20 protein-coding genes are annotated in these 23,483 nt (G+C 43.5%); 13 read left to right on the forward strand and 7 right to left on the reverse strand.

The genetic code is table 11. The features are described from left to right. Positions 1-129: 129 nt before the first annotated feature. Together EXZ60_RS12485 and yjjG are read left to right on the forward strand one after the other, a co-directional pair. A complete protein-coding gene (locus EXZ60_RS12485) occupies positions 130-1,749 on the forward strand; it encodes an NAD(P)/FAD-dependent oxidoreductase (RefSeq protein ID WP_010318512.1) in 1,620 nt (539 codons plus the stop codon). A gap of 157 nt (positions 1,750-1,906) precedes the next feature. Then, positions 1,907-2,581, forward strand: coding sequence for a pyrimidine 5'-nucleotidase (yjjG, locus tag EXZ60_RS12490; protein ID WP_013867832.1), 675 nt, complete (start codon positions 1,907-1,909; stop codon positions 2,579-2,581). Positions 2,582-2,649: 68 nt separating this feature from the next. Here yjjG and rnk read toward each other — a convergent pair whose 3' ends face one another. Further along, the gene (rnk, locus tag EXZ60_RS12495) at positions 2,650-3,057 is read right to left on the reverse strand and encodes a nucleoside diphosphate kinase regulator (RefSeq protein WP_277435783.1); all 408 of its coding nucleotides are present in this window, start codon (positions 3,055-3,057) and stop codon (positions 2,650-2,652) included. Positions 3,058-3,230: 173 nt separating this feature from the next. Between rnk and phnR the strand changes: the two genes are divergently transcribed. Then, entirely contained in the window at positions 3,231-3,941 is a 711-nt protein-coding gene (gene phnR / locus EXZ60_RS12500; protein WP_026027711.1) for a phosphonate utilization transcriptional regulator PhnR, read from the forward strand. A gap of 95 nt (positions 3,942-4,036) precedes the next feature. Here the strand turns inward: phnR and EXZ60_RS12505 are convergent, their stop codons facing one another. Beyond that, positions 4,037-4,828 (reverse strand): siderophore-interacting protein, encoded by a 792-nt coding sequence (locus EXZ60_RS12505; protein WP_277435784.1) that lies wholly within the window; start codon positions 4,826-4,828, stop codon positions 4,037-4,039. A 188-nt stretch (positions 4,829-5,016) separates the two neighbouring features. Next, a complete protein-coding gene (locus EXZ60_RS12510) occupies positions 5,017-6,501 on the reverse strand; it encodes an MFS transporter (RefSeq protein ID WP_208892852.1) in 1,485 nt (494 codons plus the stop codon). Between the two features lie 305 nt (positions 6,502-6,806). On the opposite strand from EXZ60_RS12510, the gene EXZ60_RS12515 reads away from it, so the two are divergent. Next, a complete protein-coding gene (locus EXZ60_RS12515) occupies positions 6,807-7,679 on the forward strand; it encodes a YdcF family protein (protein ID WP_277435785.1) in 873 nt (290 codons plus the stop codon). A 107-nt stretch (positions 7,680-7,786) separates the two neighbouring features. Here the strand turns inward: EXZ60_RS12515 and focA are convergent, their stop codons facing one another. Then, the gene (gene focA, locus EXZ60_RS12520) at positions 7,787-9,238 is read right to left on the reverse strand and encodes a formate transporter FocA (protein WP_277435786.1); all 1,452 of its coding nucleotides are present in this window, start codon (positions 9,236-9,238) and stop codon (positions 7,787-7,789) included. Positions 9,239-9,477: 239 nt separating this feature from the next. Here focA and EXZ60_RS12525 point away from each other — a divergent pair, with 239 nt between their 5' ends. Then, a complete protein-coding gene (locus EXZ60_RS12525; RefSeq protein ID WP_013867825.1) occupies positions 9,478-10,383 on the forward strand; it encodes a LysR substrate-binding domain-containing protein in 906 nt (301 codons plus the stop codon). Between the two features lie 328 nt (positions 10,384-10,711). Continuing rightward, the gene (locus EXZ60_RS12530) at positions 10,712-11,218 is read left to right on the forward strand and encodes a DUF1097 domain-containing protein (protein ID WP_277435787.1); all 507 of its coding nucleotides are present in this window, start codon (positions 10,712-10,714) and stop codon (positions 11,216-11,218) included. A gap of 163 nt (positions 11,219-11,381) precedes the next feature. Here the strand turns inward: EXZ60_RS12530 and EXZ60_RS12535 are convergent, their stop codons facing one another. After that, positions 11,382-13,013 (reverse strand): ATP-dependent endonuclease, encoded by a 1,632-nt coding sequence (locus tag EXZ60_RS12535; protein ID WP_094127244.1) that lies wholly within the window; start codon positions 13,011-13,013, stop codon positions 11,382-11,384. A gap of 259 nt (positions 13,014-13,272) precedes the next feature. Here EXZ60_RS12535 and EXZ60_RS12540 point away from each other — a divergent pair, with 259 nt between their 5' ends. From EXZ60_RS12540 to EXZ60_RS12550, 3 genes are all read left to right on the forward strand, one after another. Then, positions 13,273-15,012: a bifunctional UDP-sugar hydrolase/5'-nucleotidase gene (locus tag EXZ60_RS12540; protein WP_277435788.1), complete on the forward strand. Its 1,740-nt coding sequence runs from the start codon at positions 13,273-13,275 to the stop codon at positions 15,010-15,012. Positions 15,013-15,511: 499 nt separating this feature from the next. Next, positions 15,512-16,462 (forward strand): TerC/Alx family metal homeostasis membrane protein, encoded by a 951-nt coding sequence (locus EXZ60_RS12545; protein ID WP_277435789.1) that lies wholly within the window; start codon positions 15,512-15,514, stop codon positions 16,460-16,462. Positions 16,463-16,785: 323 nt separating this feature from the next. Then, entirely contained in the window at positions 16,786-16,977 is a 192-nt protein-coding gene (locus EXZ60_RS12550; RefSeq protein ID WP_017042819.1) for a hypothetical protein, read from the forward strand. 161 nt (positions 16,978-17,138) lie between these two features. Here EXZ60_RS12550 and EXZ60_RS12555 read toward each other — a convergent pair whose 3' ends face one another. Further along, a complete protein-coding gene (locus EXZ60_RS12555) occupies positions 17,139-17,705 on the reverse strand; it encodes a PhnA domain-containing protein (protein ID WP_277435790.1) in 567 nt (188 codons plus the stop codon). Between the two features lie 203 nt (positions 17,706-17,908). Here EXZ60_RS12555 and EXZ60_RS12560 point away from each other — a divergent pair, with 203 nt between their 5' ends. The 4 genes from EXZ60_RS12560 (at position 17,909) to EXZ60_RS12575 (ending at position 21,718) form a co-directional block, all read left to right on the forward strand. Further along, positions 17,909-18,991 (forward strand): site-2 protease family protein, encoded by a 1,083-nt coding sequence (locus tag EXZ60_RS12560; RefSeq protein ID WP_088733383.1) that lies wholly within the window; start codon positions 17,909-17,911, stop codon positions 18,989-18,991. A gap of 271 nt (positions 18,992-19,262) precedes the next feature. Next, positions 19,263-19,715 (forward strand): hotdog fold thioesterase, encoded by a 453-nt coding sequence (locus EXZ60_RS12565; protein ID WP_010320753.1) that lies wholly within the window; start codon positions 19,263-19,265, stop codon positions 19,713-19,715. Between the two features lies 1 nt (position 19,716). After that, complete coding sequence (locus EXZ60_RS12570) at positions 19,717-19,950, forward strand: DUF3389 domain-containing protein (protein WP_010320752.1); 234 nt, start codon at positions 19,717-19,719, stop codon at positions 19,948-19,950. Between the two features lie 79 nt (positions 19,951-20,029). Continuing rightward, a complete protein-coding gene (locus EXZ60_RS12575) occupies positions 20,030-21,718 on the forward strand; it encodes an SgrR family transcriptional regulator (RefSeq protein ID WP_017046920.1) in 1,689 nt (562 codons plus the stop codon). Between the two features lie 156 nt (positions 21,719-21,874). Here EXZ60_RS12575 and EXZ60_RS12580 read toward each other — a convergent pair whose 3' ends face one another. Continuing rightward, the gene (locus tag EXZ60_RS12580) at positions 21,875-23,479 is read right to left on the reverse strand and encodes an ABC-F family ATPase (RefSeq protein ID WP_017042824.1); all 1,605 of its coding nucleotides are present in this window, start codon (positions 23,477-23,479) and stop codon (positions 21,875-21,877) included. Positions 23,480-23,483: the final 4 nt, after the last annotated feature.

The raw sequence follows: 23,483 nt of genomic DNA on the forward strand, positions 1-23,483 counted from the left end.
ATCTAGCGTAACGTGTGATGAATTCGGGATTTAGTATGACAGATAACGCTATTTCCCGTAAAATGCGCGCCATTGTGAGCGGGCCGCTTGCGGCTTTGGCTAAGACACCGACTAAAACGAGACACCGACATGATACGTTTAACCGAAATTAAACTTCCTTTGGACCACGAGGAAGGGGCAATTTTTGCTGCTATTACTGAAAAACTTGGTATTGCTGATGAACAAGTTCTTTCATTCAATATGTTTAAACGTGGCTACGATGCTCGTAAGAAAACGAAAATCATGCTGATTTACACGCTAGATGTGAGCGTGGAGAATGAAACAGAGTTGCTTGCTCAGTTTGCTGATGATCCGCATGTGAAAGTGACGCCGGATATGGAGTACAAATTCGTTGCTCAAGCGCCAGCGAATCTTACTGAGCGCCCAGTAGTGATAGGCTTTGGCCCTTGTGGTCTATTCGCAGGACTGATTCTTGCTCAAATGGGGTTTAACCCAATCATTGTCGAGCGTGGTAAAGAAGTGCGCGAACGCACCAAAGATACCTTTGGTTTTTGGCGTAAACGTACATTGAATACTGAATCTAACGTGCAGTTTGGCGAAGGTGGAGCGGGAACTTTTTCTGATGGAAAACTCTATAGCCAAGTGAAAGATCCTAACTTCTATGGTCGTAAGGTCACTACAGAATTTGTCGCTGCGGGCGCACCTGCTGAAATCATGTACGTGAGCAAACCGCACATTGGCACGTTCAAATTGGTGACCATGATTGAAAAAATGCGTGCCAAAATCATCGAATTAGGCGGTGAAATTCGTTTTAGTACTCGTGTTGATGACATTCACATCGAAGAAGGGCAAATTACCGGGCTTACGCTGTCAAATGGTGAAGAAATTAAAACACGTCATGTTGTCCTTGCGGTCGGTCATAGCGCACGTGATACCTTTGAAATGTTGCATGAACGTGGCGTTTATATGGAAGCCAAACCCTTTTCAGTAGGGTTCCGTATTGAACATAAACAATCAATGATTGATGAAGCGCGTTTTGGTTCGAATGCGGGTAACCCCATTCTTGGCGCGGCGGACTACAAATTGGTTCACCACTGTAAGAATGGCCGCACTGTTTATAGCTTCTGCATGTGCCCCGGTGGCACGGTAGTGGCGGCTACTTCTGAAGAGGGGCGCGTTGTGACCAATGGCATGAGCCAATATTCTCGCGCAGAACGTAATGCTAACAGTGCGATTGTGGTGGGTATTGATCCTGAACGTGATTATCCCGGTGATCCGCTGGCGGGCGTGCGCTTCCAACGTGAGCTTGAATCAAGAGCTTATCAACTTGGCGGCGAAAACTACGATGCGCCAGCACAAAAAATTGGTGACTTTTTACAAGGTCGTGATCCGAGTGCGTTAGGTGATGTCGAACCCTCTTTTACACCCGGCATCAAGTTGACAGATATTTCAAAAGCGTTGCCTGATTTTGCCATTGAAGCCATTCGTGAAGCGATCCCAGCGTTTGATAAGCAGATCAAAGGATTTGCCTCTGATGATGGTTTGTTAACTGGAGTAGAAACTCGCACGTCATCACCTATTTGCATTAAACGGGGTAAAGATTTCCAAAGCATCAACCTGAAAGGCTTTTATCCGGCAGGTGAAGGTGCAGGTTATGCTGGCGGGATTTTATCAGCAGGCATTGATGGTATTAAAGCGGCCGAAGCATTGGCGCTTTCTATGGTTAACGAAGCTGAAAAAGCATCATAATTTGCAATATTAAGCATAAGAAAAGGCTCATTGGAGCCTTTTTTATTACAGGGACGATTAAATCGCTATCACATTGAATTTTAAAAGTTTCTGCTGATAGAGATTATCATTTAACTAAAAACAATCTAAACTAGCCCGAACATTATGAGGAGAGATCATGAAGTACGACTGGATTTTATTTGACGCTGACGAGACCTTGTTTCATTTTGATGCTTTCAAAGGTATGCAGCTGATGTTTGAGCGCAAAGGAGTGTTGTTTACTGAGCAAGATTTTGCGCAGTACCAAGAAGTTAACAAACCACTGTGGGTCGATTACCAAAATGGTGATATCACGGCGGCGCAGTTGAAGCATACTCGTTTTGCAGAGTGGGCAGAAAAGCTCGCGACGACGACCACGGAATTAAACAGCGCATTTCTTGAAGCCATGGCAGATATCTGCACTCCACTACCAGGAGCAAAAGAGTTATTGGATGCCCTTACAGGTCGAGCGAAACTTGGCATCATTACTAATGGTTTTACCGAACTTCAAGCGATTCGTTTGCAAAGAACGGGGATGAGTGAATACTTTGACCACGTGATTATTTCAGAAGAGGTTGGTGTAGCGAAACCTGATCACGGGATTTTTGCCTACGCGCTAGATAAAATGGGTAACCCTGCTAAAAATCGTGTATTGATGGTAGGGGATAACCCGCATTCCGATATTCTAGGTGGCTTGAATTTTGGTATTGAAACCTGTTGGTTAAACTCTACTGGCGCAAGTGCTGTTGATGGCATTGAGCCACACTACCATGTGCGTTCATTGCACGAGCTTAAAGATATTTTGGTCGCATAATTATTTACAATGATGTGGCTTGGGGTGTGGAGTGATGATATCGACCTCCACACCAACAAATAGATTCGTTAGCGGTTGAATTCACCGTCACGCTCAGGTTGATAAACTACATCAAGAATCTCAATCACTCTTTCTCTACCACCTGGCATTAGCCAACTGAGCTGTTGACCAACAGCTAGGCCCAACAATGCACTGCCTACTGGGGCAAAAACAGAGATATCTTGACTGCTTTTCACTTCATGCGGATACACAAGATTTTTTTCGATCACTTCATCACTGTCGATAAACTTGAAGCGTACGGTCGAATTCATGCTCACCACATTATTTGGCATCTCTTGTGGGGCGACAATGGTGGCTCTATCCAACTCAGCCTCGAGCTTTTCTAACTCTGGCGTTAGTTTAGGCATGCCATCCAGTAATGCGGATATTCTGTCCATATCAAGGCTTGAAACTAAGACAGGTGCTAAGTTTGACATTTTTAATACTCCAAAAAGAAATACCGCCAAAAAGCTAGGCGGTATAAAAATTAACGTCAATGTTATTGCGATTCAGGCTATGACATTAATCTTGTTCGACATAGAATGCAAATAATACGGTATCAGTTTGTTATGAATTTGGCATGCACGTATTTAGGCTGGGAGTGGATGTTGTGCAGTACGTAAAAATTAAAGATGTGATTGTTGAACAAATCGATGCTGGCATGCTTGCCCCTCGTCAAAAATTACCTTCTGAACGAAAACTTGCAGAGTCGTTTAATACCACACGCGTTACCCTGCGTGAGGCTTTGTCTCTGTTGGAAGCGGATGGCAAGATCTACCGAGAAGATCGGCGAGGTTGGTTTATTTCTCCCGAGCCGATACGTTACGACCCAACCCAAACTCTGAATTTCACCAACATGGCTTTAGCACAAAACCGAGTACCAAAAACGGAACTGATGATGGCAAAAGCGCTATTAGCCAATAAACAAGCATCGCTCTTATTGGGATTGAAGCCGTTTTCGGATGTTTACCAAATTGATCGTGTGCGTTATTTAGAAGATCGCCCCGTGGTCTATGTGACGAATTACGTGCGCCCTGAATTGTTTCCCAACTTGCTGACTTTCGATTTGTCTCAATCACTGACGGATATTTATCGCGACCATTTTGCCGTGGAGTATCAAACAGTCCGTTATCGAATTACCACTAGCTCTTTGCTTGGTCATATGGCGCAAGCGCTACGCGCTACATCAGGCACTCCGGCGATGGTCGTTGAGCGCATTAATTATAATCAACAGGGTGAACTGATCGATTGTGGCATCGAATACTGGCGACATGACGCGATTTGTATTGAGTCGTTAGCCAAGCTAACCGTGGCCCGCTGAGGCTTGCTCCATTAAAGCTAGAACCGTTGAAAATTGAGCGTATTGAATGAAAAGGCGACCTCTATTAAGTCACCTTTTTACTGTGTTATTGCTGTTTATGACTGGGTTTGTGCATCCGTCTGTTTGAGCTGTTTATGCCCATCTTCACTGACGCCACGTTTCCAGTAGCTGCTGATATAAATATTGTCTTTGGCTATCTCTTTTTCATTGCGAAAATACTCTCTTAGCGCGCGCATGGTATCAAATTCACACGCACACCATACCGAGCCATTCTCACCTAGCCAATTTTTCTCGATAACCGAAGTTGCCAAATTGGTGCTGCTGTCTTTCACTACCCAAGAGATCTCTATGTTCTCCGGAGCCTGTAGCGCCTGCTTATCATCCACATGCTCAATTTCAATTACTGCATAACCTTTTGCATCACGTGGTAAACGTTTTAATTGAGCTGCAAGAGCGGGGAGTGCCGTCATATCTGCCGCTAAGAAAAACCATGAACCACTGAGATTTAAGTCCTGCGCTTTACCGGGGCCGGCAATTGAAATCGTATCGCCAATGGCCGTATGCATCGCCCATCTGACTGCAAATCCGCACTGCTTATCTTCCGCCTCATGCCGTACAACATCGATTTCAATGCGGTTGTTGGTCGCATCAAAGCTTCGAATGGTATAAGTGCGCATTATTGGGCGTTGATCAGGGGTTAACCGTGACAAATCAGTGCTACCATCTTCACTAAACAACAGCTTGATGTAATCGCCTTCGTTTTCAAGTGTAAAATGCTCAATTGAGTCACCCTGTAATGTAATGCGTTGCAGGGAAGGCGAAATCTGCTGACTCCCCACAACCGTGAGTGGATAGAAAGAGCGTTTAGGTTCTGTTTCTTTTTTCATTATTCTCTAGATTACCGTTTTGTCTTTTGTAGGTATAACCTTAAACTGAGTGCTCAATTGATTCAATGATAATAACTATCATTTACGTTATTTTACTTTGAAGAGATGGGAATATGTAACTTTGCAGATAAAAAGCCCCATACGCATAATGGTATGAGGCATTAATAATGTTCACATTTTGCTGATGTTTAAACTTCGTTAGGTGCAACTTCTGCAAGCTCATCCCGTTCGTTCATTTTTGATGCTTCAAGCATTTTTCGAACAACCAATGAAGCGACGATGGCCACTGCTACCATCACTACGGCTAAGATCGTGAGCATTTTAAAGTAGTCGCCATAAACGCTTTGGACGATATGCTGACTGATCACTTGACCTTTTTCTAATGCGATGGAGGTTGAGAACACCGCACCCACAATGCCGCTTAAGGCGATGGCGACTGAAAAGAGGCTAACCGAAAAGTTTTCGATGTGCTTGGGAGCCACTGACAAAATGAAGGCCACTACTAAACTACCAACAATGACTTCCGCAAAAGCTTGGAAGAAGTGGATCATCAAAAAGACTTCTGGTCTGATGATAACATCAGCACCAATATTCATGACTGCCACGGTTAAAATGCCAAATGCAATGGCGGTAAAGATGAATGCAAAGCCAATTTTAGTGGCTGTTGAAAAATTAATGCCTCGCTTTTCCAGTGAAGAGAAAGTCATAGCAATGACAGGCCCAGCAACAATGCACCACAGTGGGTTCATCGCCATTGATGCTTCAGGAGCGATTGGGATTAATCCAAATAAGTCACCACGCATCGTATTAATGGTTACCATGGTCATGGAGGTCATCATTTGCCCGTAATAGACAAAGAAACAGGTGGTGAGCACCGTCATGATAAGAATAGTGCCCATTTTCAAGGTATCGGATCGATTCGCTTTAAACATCAAAAAGATGAAGTAAAAAATGGCAGCCGCACCAATGGCATAAACGATGTTTTGACCGATGTCCATATTAGAAAACATGAAGAAAACTAGCCCAACCATCGCGCATGATACTGCACAAAAGGCGAGCCAGTTTTTCACGCTTACGGGAGCTTGATCAATCTCAGCTGCAGCATTCACTAATGATTTGTTAAACACAATTAAAGTGGCAAAGGCGAACGCTGCCAAAATGGCTGAGAGCATAAAGCTACCGTGAAAACCGATCACTAAAACAAACATCGGGAATAAATATTGACCAAGTAATGCCCCCACATTGTTTACCGAATAATTGACAGGGTAACAGTTTTCAAAATGTTCTTGGGAGCTAAAAGTGCGTTTATATAAACTGGGGTAAGAAGGAGACATTAATCCGCGTGCGTAGCTCGCTAAAGCGATGCCTGCTAATGCCATCGCGACGTTGGTTGTTGAGGCACCCAGCACCAGTAGTGTGTAACCAAGAGCAAAAGCGCCGTAGGCAATGGTTAATGAACGATAAGCGCCAAGGAACTTATCGGCAATAAAACCACCAGCGATCGCAAAAAGGGGGCCAATGGATGAAAATGCTCCTACCACCATCATGGTATCGGCTTCGTTATAATCCAAATCTTCTAGAAAAAAACGGGTTAGGATAACCATTACCCCGTAAAATGATAAGCCAAACATCATTTGGCAGAACATCATTGATTTATTGAGTTTATTCCACATATTAATCTCTCCATGTAGTGGATTTTTAGAGTTTATTCCTGTGGATTTTATCATCGGTAGTTATAAATAAATTGTAACAATTATCGCAGAAACCTTACTTTATACACGAGCATTTCTAATGCGTGGCTATCGTTTGAGTAATGTTTAAAAAGCGATTGTTTATTTTATTTTTTGACTCAAGCACTATGCACATGTAGGAGTATTTACGTGTTACCAAACCATACGTTTTAATACTGCTGCTTTCTTGGTGTCGATTGCTATGACACAAGTTTTATGGTGGCTGGAATGGAGAGAGAAAAATAACGATGGTAGCCGAGCATCTTTATATCGTATTGGGTAAACGACTTGTTGATCAGCAATTAACATTAGAAGGGCGTAGCCGTGTTGATGGCCTCGTTAAGGCGTTACAACGTCATGACATCGATCATAGTGTCATTGCTTTATGCGGTGGGCTCACGCTAGGGCAACAGATTTCTGAAGCGAAGGCTATGTATCATTACCTTCAATCGGAGCTTACTCGGCTCAATGTGTCACTTTCGAATAACCGCATTTTGCTGGAAGAACACTCGACCAGCACAGTGGAAAATATCGAGAACGTCGCGTTAGAGCTGCAAAAAAACGGTGGTATTGACACGCAAAAAACATTACCTGTTACTTTCATTTCTAACGACTATCACTTGCAGCGTATTTTTGAAATTCAGCAATTAATGGATGAGCAAGGGTTACTGCGAGTACTTAAACAACGCTGTGAAATGACGGAGATCACGCTGGCTATTTCACCGGATCTGCACGATCACCTAGCGGTGAAATACCCTTATACGCATTTAGCCGCGGAACTGTTTCTATTGGTCGATCAACTAACGACTTACCGTGTCTACCTTGAAGGTGTCGTGGCGGGCTCATTTCTGCGCGATCTCACGCAAGTGAGAGCCATTCCCTACCAAATCGCATATGAGGCTATTTTAGCGATCAACCATAAAATCGCAGACAACCCAAAGTGGGTTTTTGTTCGCTGTCTTACGGATTTATTGATGCAGTGTATCAATGCCACAAAGAGGGCGTTAAATGTCAGTGAGATTCAACCTTATCTCATTTTGTTCGACAGCAACTTAACGTTATTGAATCGATATCTTGATCCTGAAAACCCGTGCGTCGGACGCTGGTGGCGTCAGGGATAGTAACAAGCGAAATAGATGAATAAAAGAGACCCCGCAATGCGGGGTCTTTGCTTTTTAGTCAAGCGACTTATTTCCTGACCAAAAACCATTTTGAACAAAACAACGTGTTAAGCCGTTTCTAACGTACGCTCTTTGACCACGCTTAGACGCTCGCCATAAATTGGACGTAGTGCTGCCAGTACATGGTTACGAGTTAGCATACCGACAAACTTGCCATCTTCAAGGACAGGGAGATTTTGTGGTTTGTTCACTTTCATGCTTTTTGCGCGTTCTTCTAAAGAGAGTGAGCTAAAACGAGTAGCAATACCCATGCTAGTAGTAGGGTATAACTGTTCTTTATCGATACATAAAAATTCGGCGATATCAATCAGACGGTCAGATGCATCGATGGCGATAACATCGCGGCTCATAAGATCCACCACTTTTTGCCCTTCGGTAGGGAGGTAGTCTTGGCACCATAAATCCACCATGACATCGTGAGCTGAGAAAAACCCGACCAAACGACCAGCCGCATCAACCACAGGAGCACTATCGAGCTGGTTATCCAGCAGCATATCAATGGCAACTGCGGTTGGCATTTCCACGCCTAGAGTTACAGGTTGGGTGTTCATAATGTCTTTAACTGTAATTGTTTTATTCATTTTCGTTTCCTTCACTGACGTAATTGTTGCTGTTTCCGTTATAGTGCTAATGTTTGCGGCTTTAAGTTGTGGACGGCGGAAAATAGACCAGTTGGCGAGACCAACTAACACCGCACCGCCGACGATATTGCCCAAAGTCACTGGGATAAGGTTTGCCACCACAAATTGATGAATGTTCAAATCTGCATAATGAGTGGCACTGATACCGATTTGCTGCCAGAAGCTCTCTGGTGCAAAGTTTTGAATCACAATGCCTAAAGGGACCATAAACATGTTGGCTACGCAGTGCTCGAAGCCGCTAGAGACGAACATCGCCACAGGCAAAATTGTCATTGCGGCTTTGGTCATTGCATTGGCTGAGCTAAACGTTAACCAAATAGCAAGACAAACTAGTAAGTTACATAGCACCCCAAGAGAAAATGCTTGAACAGGTGTATGGTGCAGTTTGTGCTGCGCGATGTTCAGCGCATTCAAACCCCATTGACCATCATCCAACTGATAGAGACCAGCCCCAGTAACCAAAAGCAGTAAGAACATGGCACCAATGAAGTTACCGATATAAACCTTGCCCCAAATGGATAACATTTTGCTAAAGCTGATTTGTTTATTGGCCCAAGAAATGCTCGACAATACGGAACTGGTAAACAGTTCACCGCCACAAATCACGATTAAAATCAGCCCCATGCTAAAGGCTAAACCACCCGCTAACCGACTGAGCCCCCAACCTGCGTTAGCACTGCCTGTGGTGACAGTGATGTAGAACAAAAATGCTAAGCCGATAAAAGCACCTGCCATAATGGCAAGGCTCAGTGTCATACCGCTACTTTTCTTGGCTTTGCTTAATGCAAATTTCTCGGCTTCTGCCATCATCTCAATCGGTGAGAACAGCTGTTTATTTTCAGAGTAGGCTGCTGACATACACGCTCCCAAAGCTCAATTTCATAATTACCTCCCAAGTTCAAACAAAGCGTCATGCCTTGCTTCCCATACAGACTAACGAACGAGTCATGAAGTAGTAAAATTGATAATTTTTAGATTACTCATCAAATGAATTGATATGAATAAATGAAAGAGTAGAATGAAACCGTTTGCGCATATTAACTCCCTTGAAATTAAAGGTGTGGCGCGCAGTAGATGAAAGCTAAATAGGAAAAGCAGTGCGGTATTCACTCAAACAATTAGCAGTTTTCGATGCTGTTGCCGATAGTGGCAGCGTCAGTCAAGCTGCGGATAAATTAGCGTTAACTCAATCCGCGACCAGTATGTCGCTAGCACAATTGGAAAAAATGTTAGGTCGCCCTTTGTTCGAAAGACAAGGAAAGCAGATGGCATTGACTCATTGGGGAATGTGGCTTAGGCCGAAAGCGAAGCGTTTATTACAAGATGCTCAGCAGATCGAAATGGGCTTTTATGATCAGCACTTGCTTAGCGGTGAAATCAGTATGGGGGCCAGCCAGACCCCTGCCGAGCACCTCGTTCCAGACCTTATCAGCATTCTTGATAACGATTTCCCAGAGATGCGTATTGAGCTTGGTGTGAAAAGCACCAAAGGGGTGATCGATGGCATCCTCGACTACAAATATGACCTTGGTATCATTGAAGGTCGATGCGATGATAACCGTATTTCCCAAGAAGTGTGGTGTCGAGATCACCTAACAGTGATAGCTTCGGCTCATCATCCTTTTGCCAAATGTAAAACGGTGAGTCTTGCACAGCTTGAACAAGCCAAATGGGTGTTAAGAGAACACGGTTCTGGCACTCGCAATATTTTTGATAGCTCGATTCACCATCTTATTTCCGATTTAGATGTGTGGCGAGAGTACGAACATGTTCCTGTGCTACGCAGTATGGTTGCGAATGGTCCGTACTTAACTTGTTTACCTTACCTCGATGTAGAACGCTTTATTGAGAATGGCCAACTGGTAGCGCTCAATGTGCCTGATCTGAATATGGAAAGAACGTTGTCGTTTATTTGGCGAGCAGATATGGCTGAAAACCCGTTGGTTGAGTGCATTAAGCGTGAAGGACTGCGCATGATGAAAGGACGACCAAGCGTACTTTAAGCTTGTTAATCTTGGTTATGATTTATTTTGTTACTTCTCAATATGGGGTGTGATAAGTGAAGCTATTGAGTGTTCGCATTTAGCATCATATCACACACCCTCATCACCTAATCTAACGCTCATGCTCGATTAAAAAGCACTTCAAATATGTTGATTTATCGTTTGCGTCAACATTTCAATGAAATAAGTGCAGTCATTGCATTTATTTCATGACTTAGGTCACTAGTTATCTGTGGTTGAACCTTTTAATATCGGCACTTGATTTATTGATGTCGCTATAGCAACGGCTTGTTAAATGACAGGCAGATAGCGGCTAAATGAGGGCGCTATGAGCACACTATTTGCAATTTCACTAACGACAGGCATTCTTTCTGGTGTTTGGGGCTGGATAGCCGTTTCGTTAGGCTTACTATCATGGGCTGGCTTTTTAGGATGTACGAGTTATTTTGCCTCTCCAACCGAGGGTATTAAAGGTCTTGCAGAAAGTTTGATAACTAATATCAGTGGCGTTTTTTGGGCAATGGTCATTATTCATTCATCCAGCTTGGTGAGCTTGGATATGTTGGGTTACGTTGTCACTGCGGTAGTGGCATTTTTAATGTGCATTCAAGCGTCGAAAGCGTGGCTTGGTTATATCCCTGGAACCTTTATTGGCGCTTGTGCCACTTTTGCTGCTAGTGGTGATTGGCAACTGGTTATTCCATCACTTCTATTCGGTGGCATTTTTGGCTTTGCGATGAAAACAAGTGGTATGTGGTTGCATCAACGATCTAACCAGCCAGCGCTGAGCGACAGCGCAACTGTTGAAACGCGTTCTAAATCCTCAACTTGTTAATTTGTGTTTAAGACTAATGCTGGTGAAATCCGCATTGGTAAAGGTTACCCCCAATTGATCCGTATCGATTCATCAAAATTGTTGATATACCCATTCAATATAAGATTAGTCACATATAGCGAAATGGAAATGATACGAGGCACACAATCATGTGTGCCTTTTTTTACGTGTGGCCATTGGCCATCGTAATCACGCGTTTTAGTGTCCAGCGCAGCAGTACAGGAATAAAGTCCACACCTTGTTGTTCACAATGGGAAACGATGGCAAGCGCCAAATCAGGTTTCGCGTGTTTTTTCAGCACACGTGTGACCACTTTTTTCGCAGGGATTGGATGATCGTAAGGTATTTTAATCAAATCTTTGAAGAAGTGTTCAAAGCCATGAGAGTACAGAAAATGTTCGATATCTCGATCGGGAAGTTCGGTCAGGCGATGCCGTTCTTGATCACCTGTCAGCATGCCGCGTACTGTTGACGAATATTTTTTGCCTGCGGGATCGCCATCAGTCACGACATGCCAGTCAATGCCAAATGCTTTCGCCACTTTAATTAAGGACTTCAGCCCAGACTGAGCAAATTCGACAATTTGTACTCCTTCGGCGGCTAGGTTATAGCCACACTGGCGAGCCAGCTCACTAAACAGCCACACCTCAGTTTCTCCTTCAACCAACAACCAGCAGCGAGCAAAAAGCACTCCTGAGCGATGAAAACGGATATGAAAACCGATACGTCGTAGTTCGTCCTTACTCAATCCACGGGAGACCATCGAATTTGCAATGGTACGGTCAGAAGTACGCACCAAACGCCGAATCGAATGAAGGGGAACAGAGCCAAGCAGATCACCACTGTTCGTTGTGAGAATTTTTTGCATGGGTAATAGTTGAAGTAAACTCCAAGCGCGCGCCAGATGAGTAGGGTGCAATCGACCTTCGGGATCTTCGATAATCAGCAGCGGCCTAGCGCAACGTCGTAGGTCAGTCGGGCCTTTGGCTTGCAGATAAGCATTGAGTAAGCCCATCAACAGCAAACGAGTTTGCTTATTTTTAGTCTCTTCAACAAATTGGCTTATGTTTTTATCGGCGGTTGGGCTGGAATAGACTAAGCTGTCACGTTGCTGTCTTGGGTTTTTACGTGTCTGACTTTTGAATGAAAAATAGTGATCAACTAATACATTCATTGAGTTAAGGCTACTTCTCATTTCGCCTTTGTTGACATGCCCAGGGATGGCCAGTAAACGACGACAGGTATTATCAATGCGTTTTTCGGCGCGAGAATTTTTACCGTTACCATTGACGAAAGGCCGCTCGAAACGCCGTGAATCTTTCAAACGGATCACTGGGTGTAAGCTCATCAGCTCTTGCGCTAATTTTTCAGAATGATGCAGCGGTAGTGGATTGCCTTCGAGGTCTAAAAACAGGTAGCGAGTGGTAATATCATATCGCTCACGAGTGGCACTGATGCGATAGAATATCCGTTTCGTACCCGTTTCATCTTCAACCCAAATCGGCCTCAGCTTACGATAACGGCCGGATCGAGATTCATTTTTATCTGTAGAAACAAAGCTTAAGACAATTTGTAAATGCTGAGTTTGAGGATGAGCGATAGAGTAATCGACGTGGAAATCTTGCATTTCAAATTGATAAGGTACACCGTTGGCTGGTAGCACTACTGATAAGGCGTCCAACAATGAGGACTTACCCCAAGTATTTTCACCGATCAATGTGGTGAGTTCATCAAAAGCGAGCGATAAACGTTTGATTCCTCTGAATCCGGAAATTTCAATTCGCTCTAGATGCATAGGCAGACTCCTTTTATAACTCAACTAGTTAGCTTCTCGCTGAGTCTGTTTTTCTTTAAGCATAATGGAAATTATGCAGATAAGTAGGCTACTGGCTCACATATCAAGTGTTTATGTAGGGACAGCCGAATGAGACAAAGGCTACAAAGCGTGATGAGGTTGACTTAGCGTAATTATATTTTCAAACTCGTTTCATAAAAGTCACGATTCTGTCATGATTCTTCAGCTAGGATAGAGTGGAAAAAGAAGAGAAAGATAAATGATGCATAAAAAGAATAGACCAGCATCAATTATGCTGGCACACATTAATGACACTCACTCATATTTTGAACCGACATCGCTGCAATTGACTCTCCACATCCAACAGCAGACTTTAACACCGTATGTAAGCGCTGGCGGCTTTGCACGAATTGCAACACGAGTTCAGCAATTGAAAGAAGATGCGGCGCGTATGAAGCGAGCCTTTGTATTTTTACACGCAGGGGACTGTTTCCAAGGCACGCTCTATTTCTCGCTATTTAAAGGTAAAGCCAATGCGGACATGCTCAACGCATTGAATCTTGATGCGATGGCATTAGGCAATCACGAACTGGATATGGGTAATGAACCCGTTGCCCATTTTGTTAAACGTATTCAATTCCCATTGCTAGCTGGCAATTGGGATCTTTCCAATGAAAGATCGAATAAGCCTTTTCCAATAGCCGGTAGCCCGCAAGTGATAAGTTATCAACCTCAAGGTAAATACGCTCGCTGGATAGAAAAACAGGCTGGTGATGAAACGATTGCAATTTTCGGCTTGTCACTCGATAAAATGGCTGATATTGCCAACCCAGATCTCGATACTCCATTTATTAACGCTATCCAAACGGCGAAAAATACGGTTGCTGAAATACGCGCTAAAGGGATCAACAAAATTATTCTACTTAGCCATTTAGGTTATGAAGCGGACATTGAGCTCGCACAGCAAGTGGAAGGTATTAGTGTTGTCGTCGGCGGGCATAGTCACCGATTACAAGGCGATTTTAGTGCACTAGGGCTGATGAAAGATGACGAGTATGGTTTAAGAATTAACGACACTTATGTCGTCCAATCCGGTTATCATTCTTTGAGCTTAGGTCATTGTTATATCGACTTTTCAGCCGATGGCAAAGTGGACAAATTTCAGGGTCGTAATGAACTGTTACTTGGCCGTCGACTGTTTCTTGATGCCAGCATGAGCGAAGCGGGCACCGATAACACCCATTTAGCGGCGTGCGAATTTTTAAGCCAACACCCTAATGTGGTGGTGTGTAAGAAAGATCCGCAGGTCCAAGGAATATTGATCGATAAATACATGCCGCGAGTACGTCAGCTGCAACAAAATATTATCGCACATGCTGATCGTTTCTTAAGACACGTCAGAATTCCTGATGAAACTGGGCCGAGTGAGTTGGCTCCTTTGGTGGCTCAATCATTCGTCTATGCCATGCGGCAAAGAGGGCACCCCGTGCAGTTTGCAATACATAACGCTGGTGGAGTCAGAAACTCGCTCAACGCCGGACAAGTTTCGGTGGCAGACATTGCCGGAAATTTATTGCCTTTTGCCGTTCCTATCGGTGTCTACCGAGTGCAGGGAGAAACCTTAATTGAGATGCTTGAAGGGGCGATTAATAATGCGCTGGGCAATGGGGTCGACGGCACAGGTTCTGGCAGTTATCCTTACACCCACAATCTCTCTTTTACTTATGCCGCCGATCGGCCAGTAGGACAACGCATCACAAATGTGTTGTTATTTGATGAGCAAAAAGGTTGGCAACCAATTGATCTTAATAGTTATTATTGTGGAACCTCTTCGGCCTATACCATGAAAGGCAAAGAGGGATATGATGCGATACTGAAAATGAAGGGAGAAGGTTTTGTTTCGAATGTGTCAATGGCCGATGCGTTTATTGAACTGCTGACGGAAAAACCTGAAATACTTAACCACGCAGGAACTCAACCCCAACATCATTATCAGTAACTCGGTTTGACATAAATTTACTGGCATAAACTTTGCTTTTTAACTTTCAGTCTTAACGCATCTTCAACCCGATGAAGGTGCATGAAGATGTGAAAGGGGAAAGTATAATGTGGATTAGAGATTGGTTAGATGCTGCTGTCGTCGTTGCTTGGGTCAGTGCATGGTCTGTATTGGTGTATTTATTACCACTGGCAGGCGTATAAAAATCTAAGCTAAAAAGGAGCATAAATGGCTCCTTTTTTTGATCACGGCTATGGACCTTTGCATCCAATAGGCATAAAATCCGCGCTGATTGGGGAGTAGTCGCCTTTGTTTACTTATCGTCAGCTCGTTAAGCGCATGCTTATCCGGTAAGTATAAATAGCTTTCTGTTAAAAAACGGAATGCTTATTTCGACGAGACCAACGCATTCAGCTCTGTTCATTATGAACAGCGGTTTTTGTTTGCGGAAGGTTTCGATCGGTTAATCCCATCTTATCCTTCCGCCTTTGGAGGATATATGACCCCAACAACCTATCTCAGCTTTGCAATTCTGACTCTATTTCTTGTTGTTATCGATATTTGGCAAACCCGTGGCGGTAAAGTCACGATCACTAAAGCTGCCGTTTGGAGCGTGATTTGGTTTATGCTGGCGTTTGCATTCGCCGCGAGTATCTATTTATTTTGGGATAGTTACGCACCAACCAGTTCATACAGTGCCGAAAAGGCGACGATCTCGTTTATTACTGGTTACTTGTTAGAAAAATCGTTAAGTGTTGATAACTTATTCGTCTTTGCGATTATTTTTCATCAATACGCAGTCCCAGAGCATTTACGCCCGCGGGCTCTATTGTGGGGAGTGATCGGCGCTTTGTGTTTACGAGCGGTGATGATTGTGATTGGTGCGCAGCTGCTTGAACAATATCATTGGTTACTTTATGTGTTTGCATTATTTCTTATGTGGACCGGTATTCAACTTGCGCGTGAGAAAGGCGATGAACAGCTAAACCCAATGCCGGAGAAACTGATTCGACGTTGGTTCAATGTGACGGATCATTACGAAGGGAATGCTTTGGTTGTGAGCCGCAATAAGCAATGGTTTGTGACTCCAATGATGATTGTGATTGGCGTGATTGCTTTTATGGATGTCATGTTCGCATTAGATTCAATACCGGCTATTTTTGCCGTGACCCGCGAACCCTTTTTAGTGTTAGCAGCGAACGTGTTTGCGTTACTTGGTTTGCGATCTTTGTACTTTGTGTTGCAAGGGATGATGGATAAGTTTATTTACCTAAAACCAGCGCTTTCCTTCATCATGATCTTCATTGGTATTAAGATGATGCTAGTCGGTTCTGCGTGGGAAATTCCGACACCAGTCTCACTGGGCGTACTGTTAGTCACTATGATTATTGCGGTGTTGGCTTCTGTCTATAAGCAGAGAAGTCTATTACCTGCTACTCATAAGTCATAATATAAGTAAACAGAGGTAAGTGTTTGACAATACTTACCTCTCTCCTTTATTTATCCTTTATCTAACCGACGATAAAAACATTAATGTGAAAATTTTGTAAATAATCGGTGTTTTTGTTTTTCATTGCGATTTAAATTCACCAAATAAAGCCTAATGTGAATAAGTAGTCGATTATCGTGGATAATAAAAGTATGCATTGTTATGGGGTTGTTTCATTAGAATAACTAATTTGAATGTGGAAAATTTGTCATTTTTTAACCAAAAAAATATCACCTAGAATTCATTTCAACAAAGTAAGTTACCGAATTAACAGAGAGGCTATCATGGCACAAGCAATGAATATGGGTACGATTACAGCACCTACCTCTATGGATAAAAAAACCTACGCGGTTAACTTCAAAGGATTGATTGCACATTTAGTTGATATTCTGTTTGTCGACCACAGCGAACCTCGCAGCTACTACGCGAATAATTTGTCTGGTCACATGCAGAAAGATATCGGTTTATACCGTTAATTCAATGTGTAGAGATATAAAAGCCGACTGCTTAAAGCGTCGGCTTTTTTGTATTTCAAATTTGTGTTAACCACTAGCTTCGCTGATCATCAAAACAACTGTCTCCAAAAAAAACAAAGGCGCAAACCAAGTTGCGCCTTTGTTTTTTTTGTCAATGAATATTATTTTTTGCGACAGTATTCAGCAATGATATACATCGATTGGCCATTGGCTTTGCCAGAGATCAACTTAGGATCGTCGCTTAAACTGATACCGCGAACCACAGTACCCTGTTTAATGACTTGGCTTGAGCCTTTGATAGGGAGATCTTTAATGATGGTTACGTCGTCGCCTTTTTTCAGTTCTACGCCATTCACATCACGAGGCTTTTCTGCATCATCATCCATACCAATTTCAGCCCATTTTGCAGCTTCTTCTTCAAGATACATCATATCAAGTAGGTCTTGAGCCCAACCCTCAGTGGCCGCAAGGCGCTTAAGTTGACGCCACGCCAGTACTTGAACGGGTTGTTCTTGGCTCCACATGCTGTCGTTCAAACAACGCCAATGGTTCACATCTACTGTTTCTGGGTTCTCAATTTGGCCTTTGCAGACATCACACAACATAACGGCATGGTCAACAGTAACCATAGTGTGTGGCGCTACTACAAATGGAGTTAATGGAGATTCTGATGAACAAAGCTCACATTTTGATTGGCTGCGTTCAAGTAAAGTTGCTTCAGTAGACATAGTACCCACCTTGTAAAAATATGTAAGCGCGTATTATCCACGTTACGACTGGAATTAAAAGGGGAGATGGCAAAAAGCTTGGTATTCGTGAGGGAATTGAACTAAGTCATCTTCAATAATAAGTAAATGGGCATCGTGCTTTACGCTGTTATTGCTCAAAGGCATAATGAACGCCGTTTTTATGTTTGTATGTAGGTATCACTGTGGAACTCCTTTCCGCTCCATTTTTAGGAAAATCACTTCGTCTTGAAGGTTCAATGTCAGGCTGGCAGCAACTCTATTGGGATAATCAACTGGTTGCTCAATGCGATGCGACAGGGAATATCGAGGCGACAACGACCCATCGATTTCAGTTGTTAAGTGGTGAAACGTCGATCCAGTGTGAGCTGAATGTTAATCTGAGTTGGCAGCCTTTTAAACTTCGTTATCAGGCATTAGTCAATGGTGACATTGTCACGCAAGGTGAGCGTTCAGAAAAAGACATTGAAAAACAAACACCTTATAGCCCACCAAAGCCGGAGCGACGTTTTAGCCTTATTGGTCTAGTCTCACTTGGTATGAAAGCACTGAAAAGTGCCAAGCTGATTAAAGTTGTTCTGGCGTCAGCAAGTATCGCAGCCTATTCGTGGTTATTTTCCTTCCAGTTTGCTATGGCGCTTATTGCCTGTTTGGTGTTCCATGAATTTGGCCATATCAAAGCGATGAAGTATTTTGGTATGAAGACTAAAGGCATTTATCTCATTCCATTTCTTGGTGGCTTGGCATTAAGTGATGAAAAAATCAATACACGTTGGCAAGACGTAGTGATCTCAATTATGGGGCCATTTTTTGGTTTGCTTCTCTCGGTTGTACTGGTTGTCGTTTATTGGATCACAGGAGAGATATTTTTTGCCGGCCTTGCTGTTTTTAATGCCTTTCTCAATCTATTCAATCTATTGCCTATATTACCGCTTGATGGTGGTCACGTGTTAAAAAGCATCAGCTTTTCTATGAACAGCACTTTGGGGATTGCGTTGTGTGCCCTTGCGGCGATCGCTGGTGTCATTTTGAGCTATTGGCTTGGATTAACCCTGTTCGGCTTTTTATTGATTATGGGCAGCATTGAAATTGTGATGGAATGGAAGCAGCGTCATCAAAGTCATTTGCTACCTCTGAATCGATATGGACAAATTGTAGCTTCACTTTGGTATGTCAGCTTAGTGGCTGCGCTTATCGCTATTATTTGGGGTTTTGCAACGACAGGGGATGAGCTGCTACAACTGCCATTACGCATTTTAGGTACTTGAGTCGGTACGTTGGTACTTGTAAGCCATGTATCAGAGCACTTTTTGTGCTCATCTTTAAGCGCTTAAATGACATCTTTGTATGAAGAGGCTTCCTAGCGCCGATAAACTGCTAATGACAACACTGCAGTTAATATTTATGAGCGATCGGATCTGTCTCGAAAATGTGTAGTTGGCAGGATCTCAATCGCTGGAACTGACTGATTACTCGCTGCAAGTTGCTACCTTTTAAGTATAGAATGAATCTCTTTTACGATGAATGAGACAAAAAAGCATGGATATTTGGAAGAAGCCTATCGATTTAATAACATTAAACGCCACCTCCAAAAACACCTTGATAGAGCATCTCAATATTATTTATACCGATTATACTGATCACTCTTTGTCTGCGACCATGCCTGTTTGTCACTTTACCCATCAGCCGCTTGGTATGCTGCATGGTGGAGCCTCGGTGGTACTTGCGGAAACCCTAGGTTCAGTTGCCGCGAATTTCAGTGTGGATCAAGAACACTATTGTGTAGGGTTAGACATTAATGCTAATCATGTTCGCGCCATGCGAGAGGGGATGGTTATAGGAACAGCGACACCTATCCATCTTGGTATTTCAACGCAAGTATGGCAAATCAATATCACTGATGAGCGCGAACGTTTGGTGTGCACCAGCCGTTTGACGGTCGCAGTACAAAAAATTCGTAACCGTTCTCAAGCTATCAAGGTTGATTTATAAAATGGTGATTGAATTTTCAGGTGGAAAAATCATCGTAACACCCCATGAATTAGTGGTACGAGTATTGGGTGATCTCGCCATCACGCTACAAGCCCAAGCCGATGCTGTTCAGCTCATTGGGAGAGGGGCGAATGTCATCTCTGTAAATTGCTCAGAAAGTAAATGGTCGATTAAGTTGGACAACGAAGAGCAAATTCAGCAACTTTCTCAACAACTCGGCTGTAATATTCTTTAAACAGTGATTAAGACTATTGCATAACCAATATAAAATGAGGAAACTATCTCTGTTTTTTATAAACTGAGATTTCCTCTTTATGAGTAGCCCACGACTTCGCGTTCAATTTGAATCCTTATTTGAGCACTTTAACGGCCAAGATGTTGGTGTCCAGCTAGAAGAGATCACCGAGATCCTTTTCTGCACACGCCGTAATGCGCGTATTGTTCTAAATAAAATGGAGGATGAAGGCTGGATAGAATGGCGTCCTGCGGCGGGGCGTGGAAAATTATCCGATCTCATTTTTAAACGTAGTCGCAGTGATGTCAGTGAAAACCTTGCGCGTCGATACTTAGATGAAGGTAAAATTGGCCATGCATTTTCGGTACTGGATCAAGATGCGGCGAAACTGACGCAAGTGATCCAAAGCTATCTTGGTGTTCAGCATCAAGAAGGTCTGCAAGTCATACGGTTGCCTTATTATCGCCCGCTTTCAATGCTAAACCCGCTAAAATCCATGCGTCGATCTGAGCAACATATCGTAATGCAAATTTTTAGTGGATTAACGCGGCTAGATGAATATGAACAGCTGCAGCCAGATCTCGCACATACATGGGAATCGGTGACAGCAACACATTGGCGTTTTTATCTTCGCCCAGGGGTTCGTTTCCACAATGGTGATTTGCTTACCACCGACGGTGTTATCCAAAGTTTGTGGGAATTGCGATTTCTGAACTTATTCTCCCATCTTGATAGGATCAGCTCGCCCTCCAACTGGGTTATCGATATCTTTTTACAAAAAGCTGATAGTCGCTTACCGCTTCTTTTATCTGAGTCATGTGCCAAGATTTTACTACCAGAGTCCAATCGTAGTGATAATTTTGATTTAATGCCGATTGGTACTGGCCCTTACAAAGTCATTTTAAATGATGAAAAACGCTTAGTTTTGCAAGCGTTTGATGGATATTTTGGATTTAGGCCTTTGTTAGACCGGGTCGAAGTGTGGGTGATTGACGAAGTACATTCTTCGATGGTTTTTCCTAGCTTATCGCATCCGATAAAAACAAAGCGAGGCTCATTTACAGAAGACGTGGATCTTGATCCCGGCTGTACTTACTTGTTACTCAATCGAAAGAATGGCGTCGCCGCGGATGTAAATTGGGCTCGCTACCTTACCAATAAGCTCAGTACTCTCAACCTATTTCGTCAATTACCAGAAGACAAAGTGGTCGAGTTAGGGGTGTTACCTGCTTATGGCTTGAAACCGGGCTGGTATCATCAGTCATCGGGAGATGTTGCCGCTACACCGCCGGGTGAGCGTTCGATCACCATTGCATATCATGCTCAACATCCTATGTTTCCAAGCTTAGTGAAAACAATACAACAGCTGTTAAAAGAAGATGGGATTTCGGTGGAGCTTGTTAAATATGATTTGACTGTTGAAGACACCGATGCTGTCGATGTTTGGGTCAAACCGATGGGAATTGCCAACCATAGAGAAGATGCGTTAGCAGGATGGTTACTTGATTACAGTGATATCGAGCATTTAAGCCGCGCTGAAGATTTTTCGTATTGGTGCCAGTTAGTGGATGAATGGCGCGCCGATCCAAATGCCATATTTCCGGCCAAAGAGATTGGCAAATCTTTGATAGAAAAACAGCAAGTTATCCCGATGTTCCACTGTTGGTTAGGGATAAGCAAAGATCAATGTGGTGCATTACAAAACGCGAAATGCAACGCGTTAGGCTGGTTTGATTTTAGCAATGTTTGGGTTAAACCAGAGTTATAACAAATTACAGTGATACCCAAACTACTTGGAGTTACAAGTAGGCGGCTTGTCAGTGGTCGATAAAATAAGCTAAGAGTAAACAGCAGAATCTAAATTATCCGTTGTTGCCGTCATTTCTGGCGGCAACAAGTATCAGGAGCTATGACGTTGGTTTGATTACGCCGCAGCTAACAACTTCTGTTGATGAGCCAAGTATTCATCGTACGTTCCTTGGAAGTAGACCAACTGTTTGTTTTTCACATCGATGATCGAAGTGGCCAGCGAAGAGACAAATTCGCGATCGTGGCTAACAAAAATAAGCGTGCCTGTGTAGGATTTTAGCGCGTTATTGAGTGCCTCAATCGCTTCCATATCCATGTGGTTAGTTGGTTCATCCATGATCAGCACGTTGATGTCTTGCATCATCAGTTTGCCAAATAGTAGACGGTTCTTCTCACCACCCGAGCAGTTTCTTGCTTTCTTATTCACATCATCGGCTGTAAAGAGTAGTCGGCCAAGAATGGCACGCACCATCAAATCATCATGTTTGACGGTACGCCACTGCGAGATCCAATCAAAGATAGTCAGATCATTATCAAAATCGACAGTACTGTCTTGAGGGCAATAGCCAATTGAGGCATTCTCAGACCATTTCACCACACCTTGGTTGGCCTGAAGCTCTTTGACTAAGCAGCGTAGAAAGGTCGTTTTACCGACGCCGTTTTCACCAATTACCGCCAAACGCGAGCCCGCCTCAAGCAGCAGATTGCCACCGTTGAAGAGCTGTTCATCGTCAAAAGCGTGGCCGAGATTTTGTAGTTCAAGAGCAAGACGATGCAGTTTCTTTCCTTCACCAAAATCAATCGAAGGACTGATGCGGCTTGAGGATTTCACTTCATCAAGCTTGATCTTGTCCATTTTTTTTGCGCGTGAGCTAGCCTGTTTTGCTTTTGAAGCATTGGCACCAAAGCGGTTAACGAAGTCTTGCAGTTCGCTGATCTCGGCCGCTTTTTTCGCGTTGCCAGAGAGTAACTGCTCTCGAATCAAGCTTGACGCTTCAAGAAAATACTCATAATTACCCGGATAAATACGCAGTTCACCGTAATCAATATCAGCCATATGGGTACACACTGAGTTCAAAAAGTGACGGTCATGGGAAATAATAATCATGGTGCATTTACGCTGATTAAGTTCTTCAGCCAACCAACCAATGGTGTGGATGTCTAAGTTGTTGGTTGGCTCATCAAGCAGCAAAATATCAGGGTTGGCAAACAAGGCTTGCGCCAACAAAACGCGCAGTTTCCAACCAGGAGCCACTTGTTGCATCAAGCCAAAATGAAACGATTCCTCAATACCCGCTTTTAACAAAATATCACCCGCGCGACTTTCGGCGGTGTAACCATCCATTTCAGCGTATTCGCTCTCAAGCTCGGCGACTTTCATGCCGTCGGCTTCGCTCATCTCGGCTAATGAATAAATGCGGTCACGCTCTTGCTTGATCTCCCATAGTTTACGGTCACCCATAATCACGGCATCAATTACCGTGTATTGTTCGAAAGCAAACTGATCTTGGCTCAGCACACCCAATTTTAGCCCTGGTGTAATGGAGACGTTGCCTGAGCTGGGAGTTAACGCGCCACTCAAGATCTTCATGAACGTCGATTTACCACAGCCGTTAGCGCCAATCAAACCGTAGCGATTGCCGTTACCGAATTTTGCAGAAATGTTTTCAAATAAAGGCTCAGCGCCAAATTGCATGGTGATATTTGCGGTAGAGATCAAGAGA

The sequence above is a fragment of the Vibrio sp. 1151_11 genome, assembly GCF_029478525.1.
In the GTDB taxonomy this organism is placed as follows: Bacteria; Pseudomonadota; Gammaproteobacteria; order Enterobacterales; family Vibrionaceae; genus Vibrio; species Vibrio anguillarum.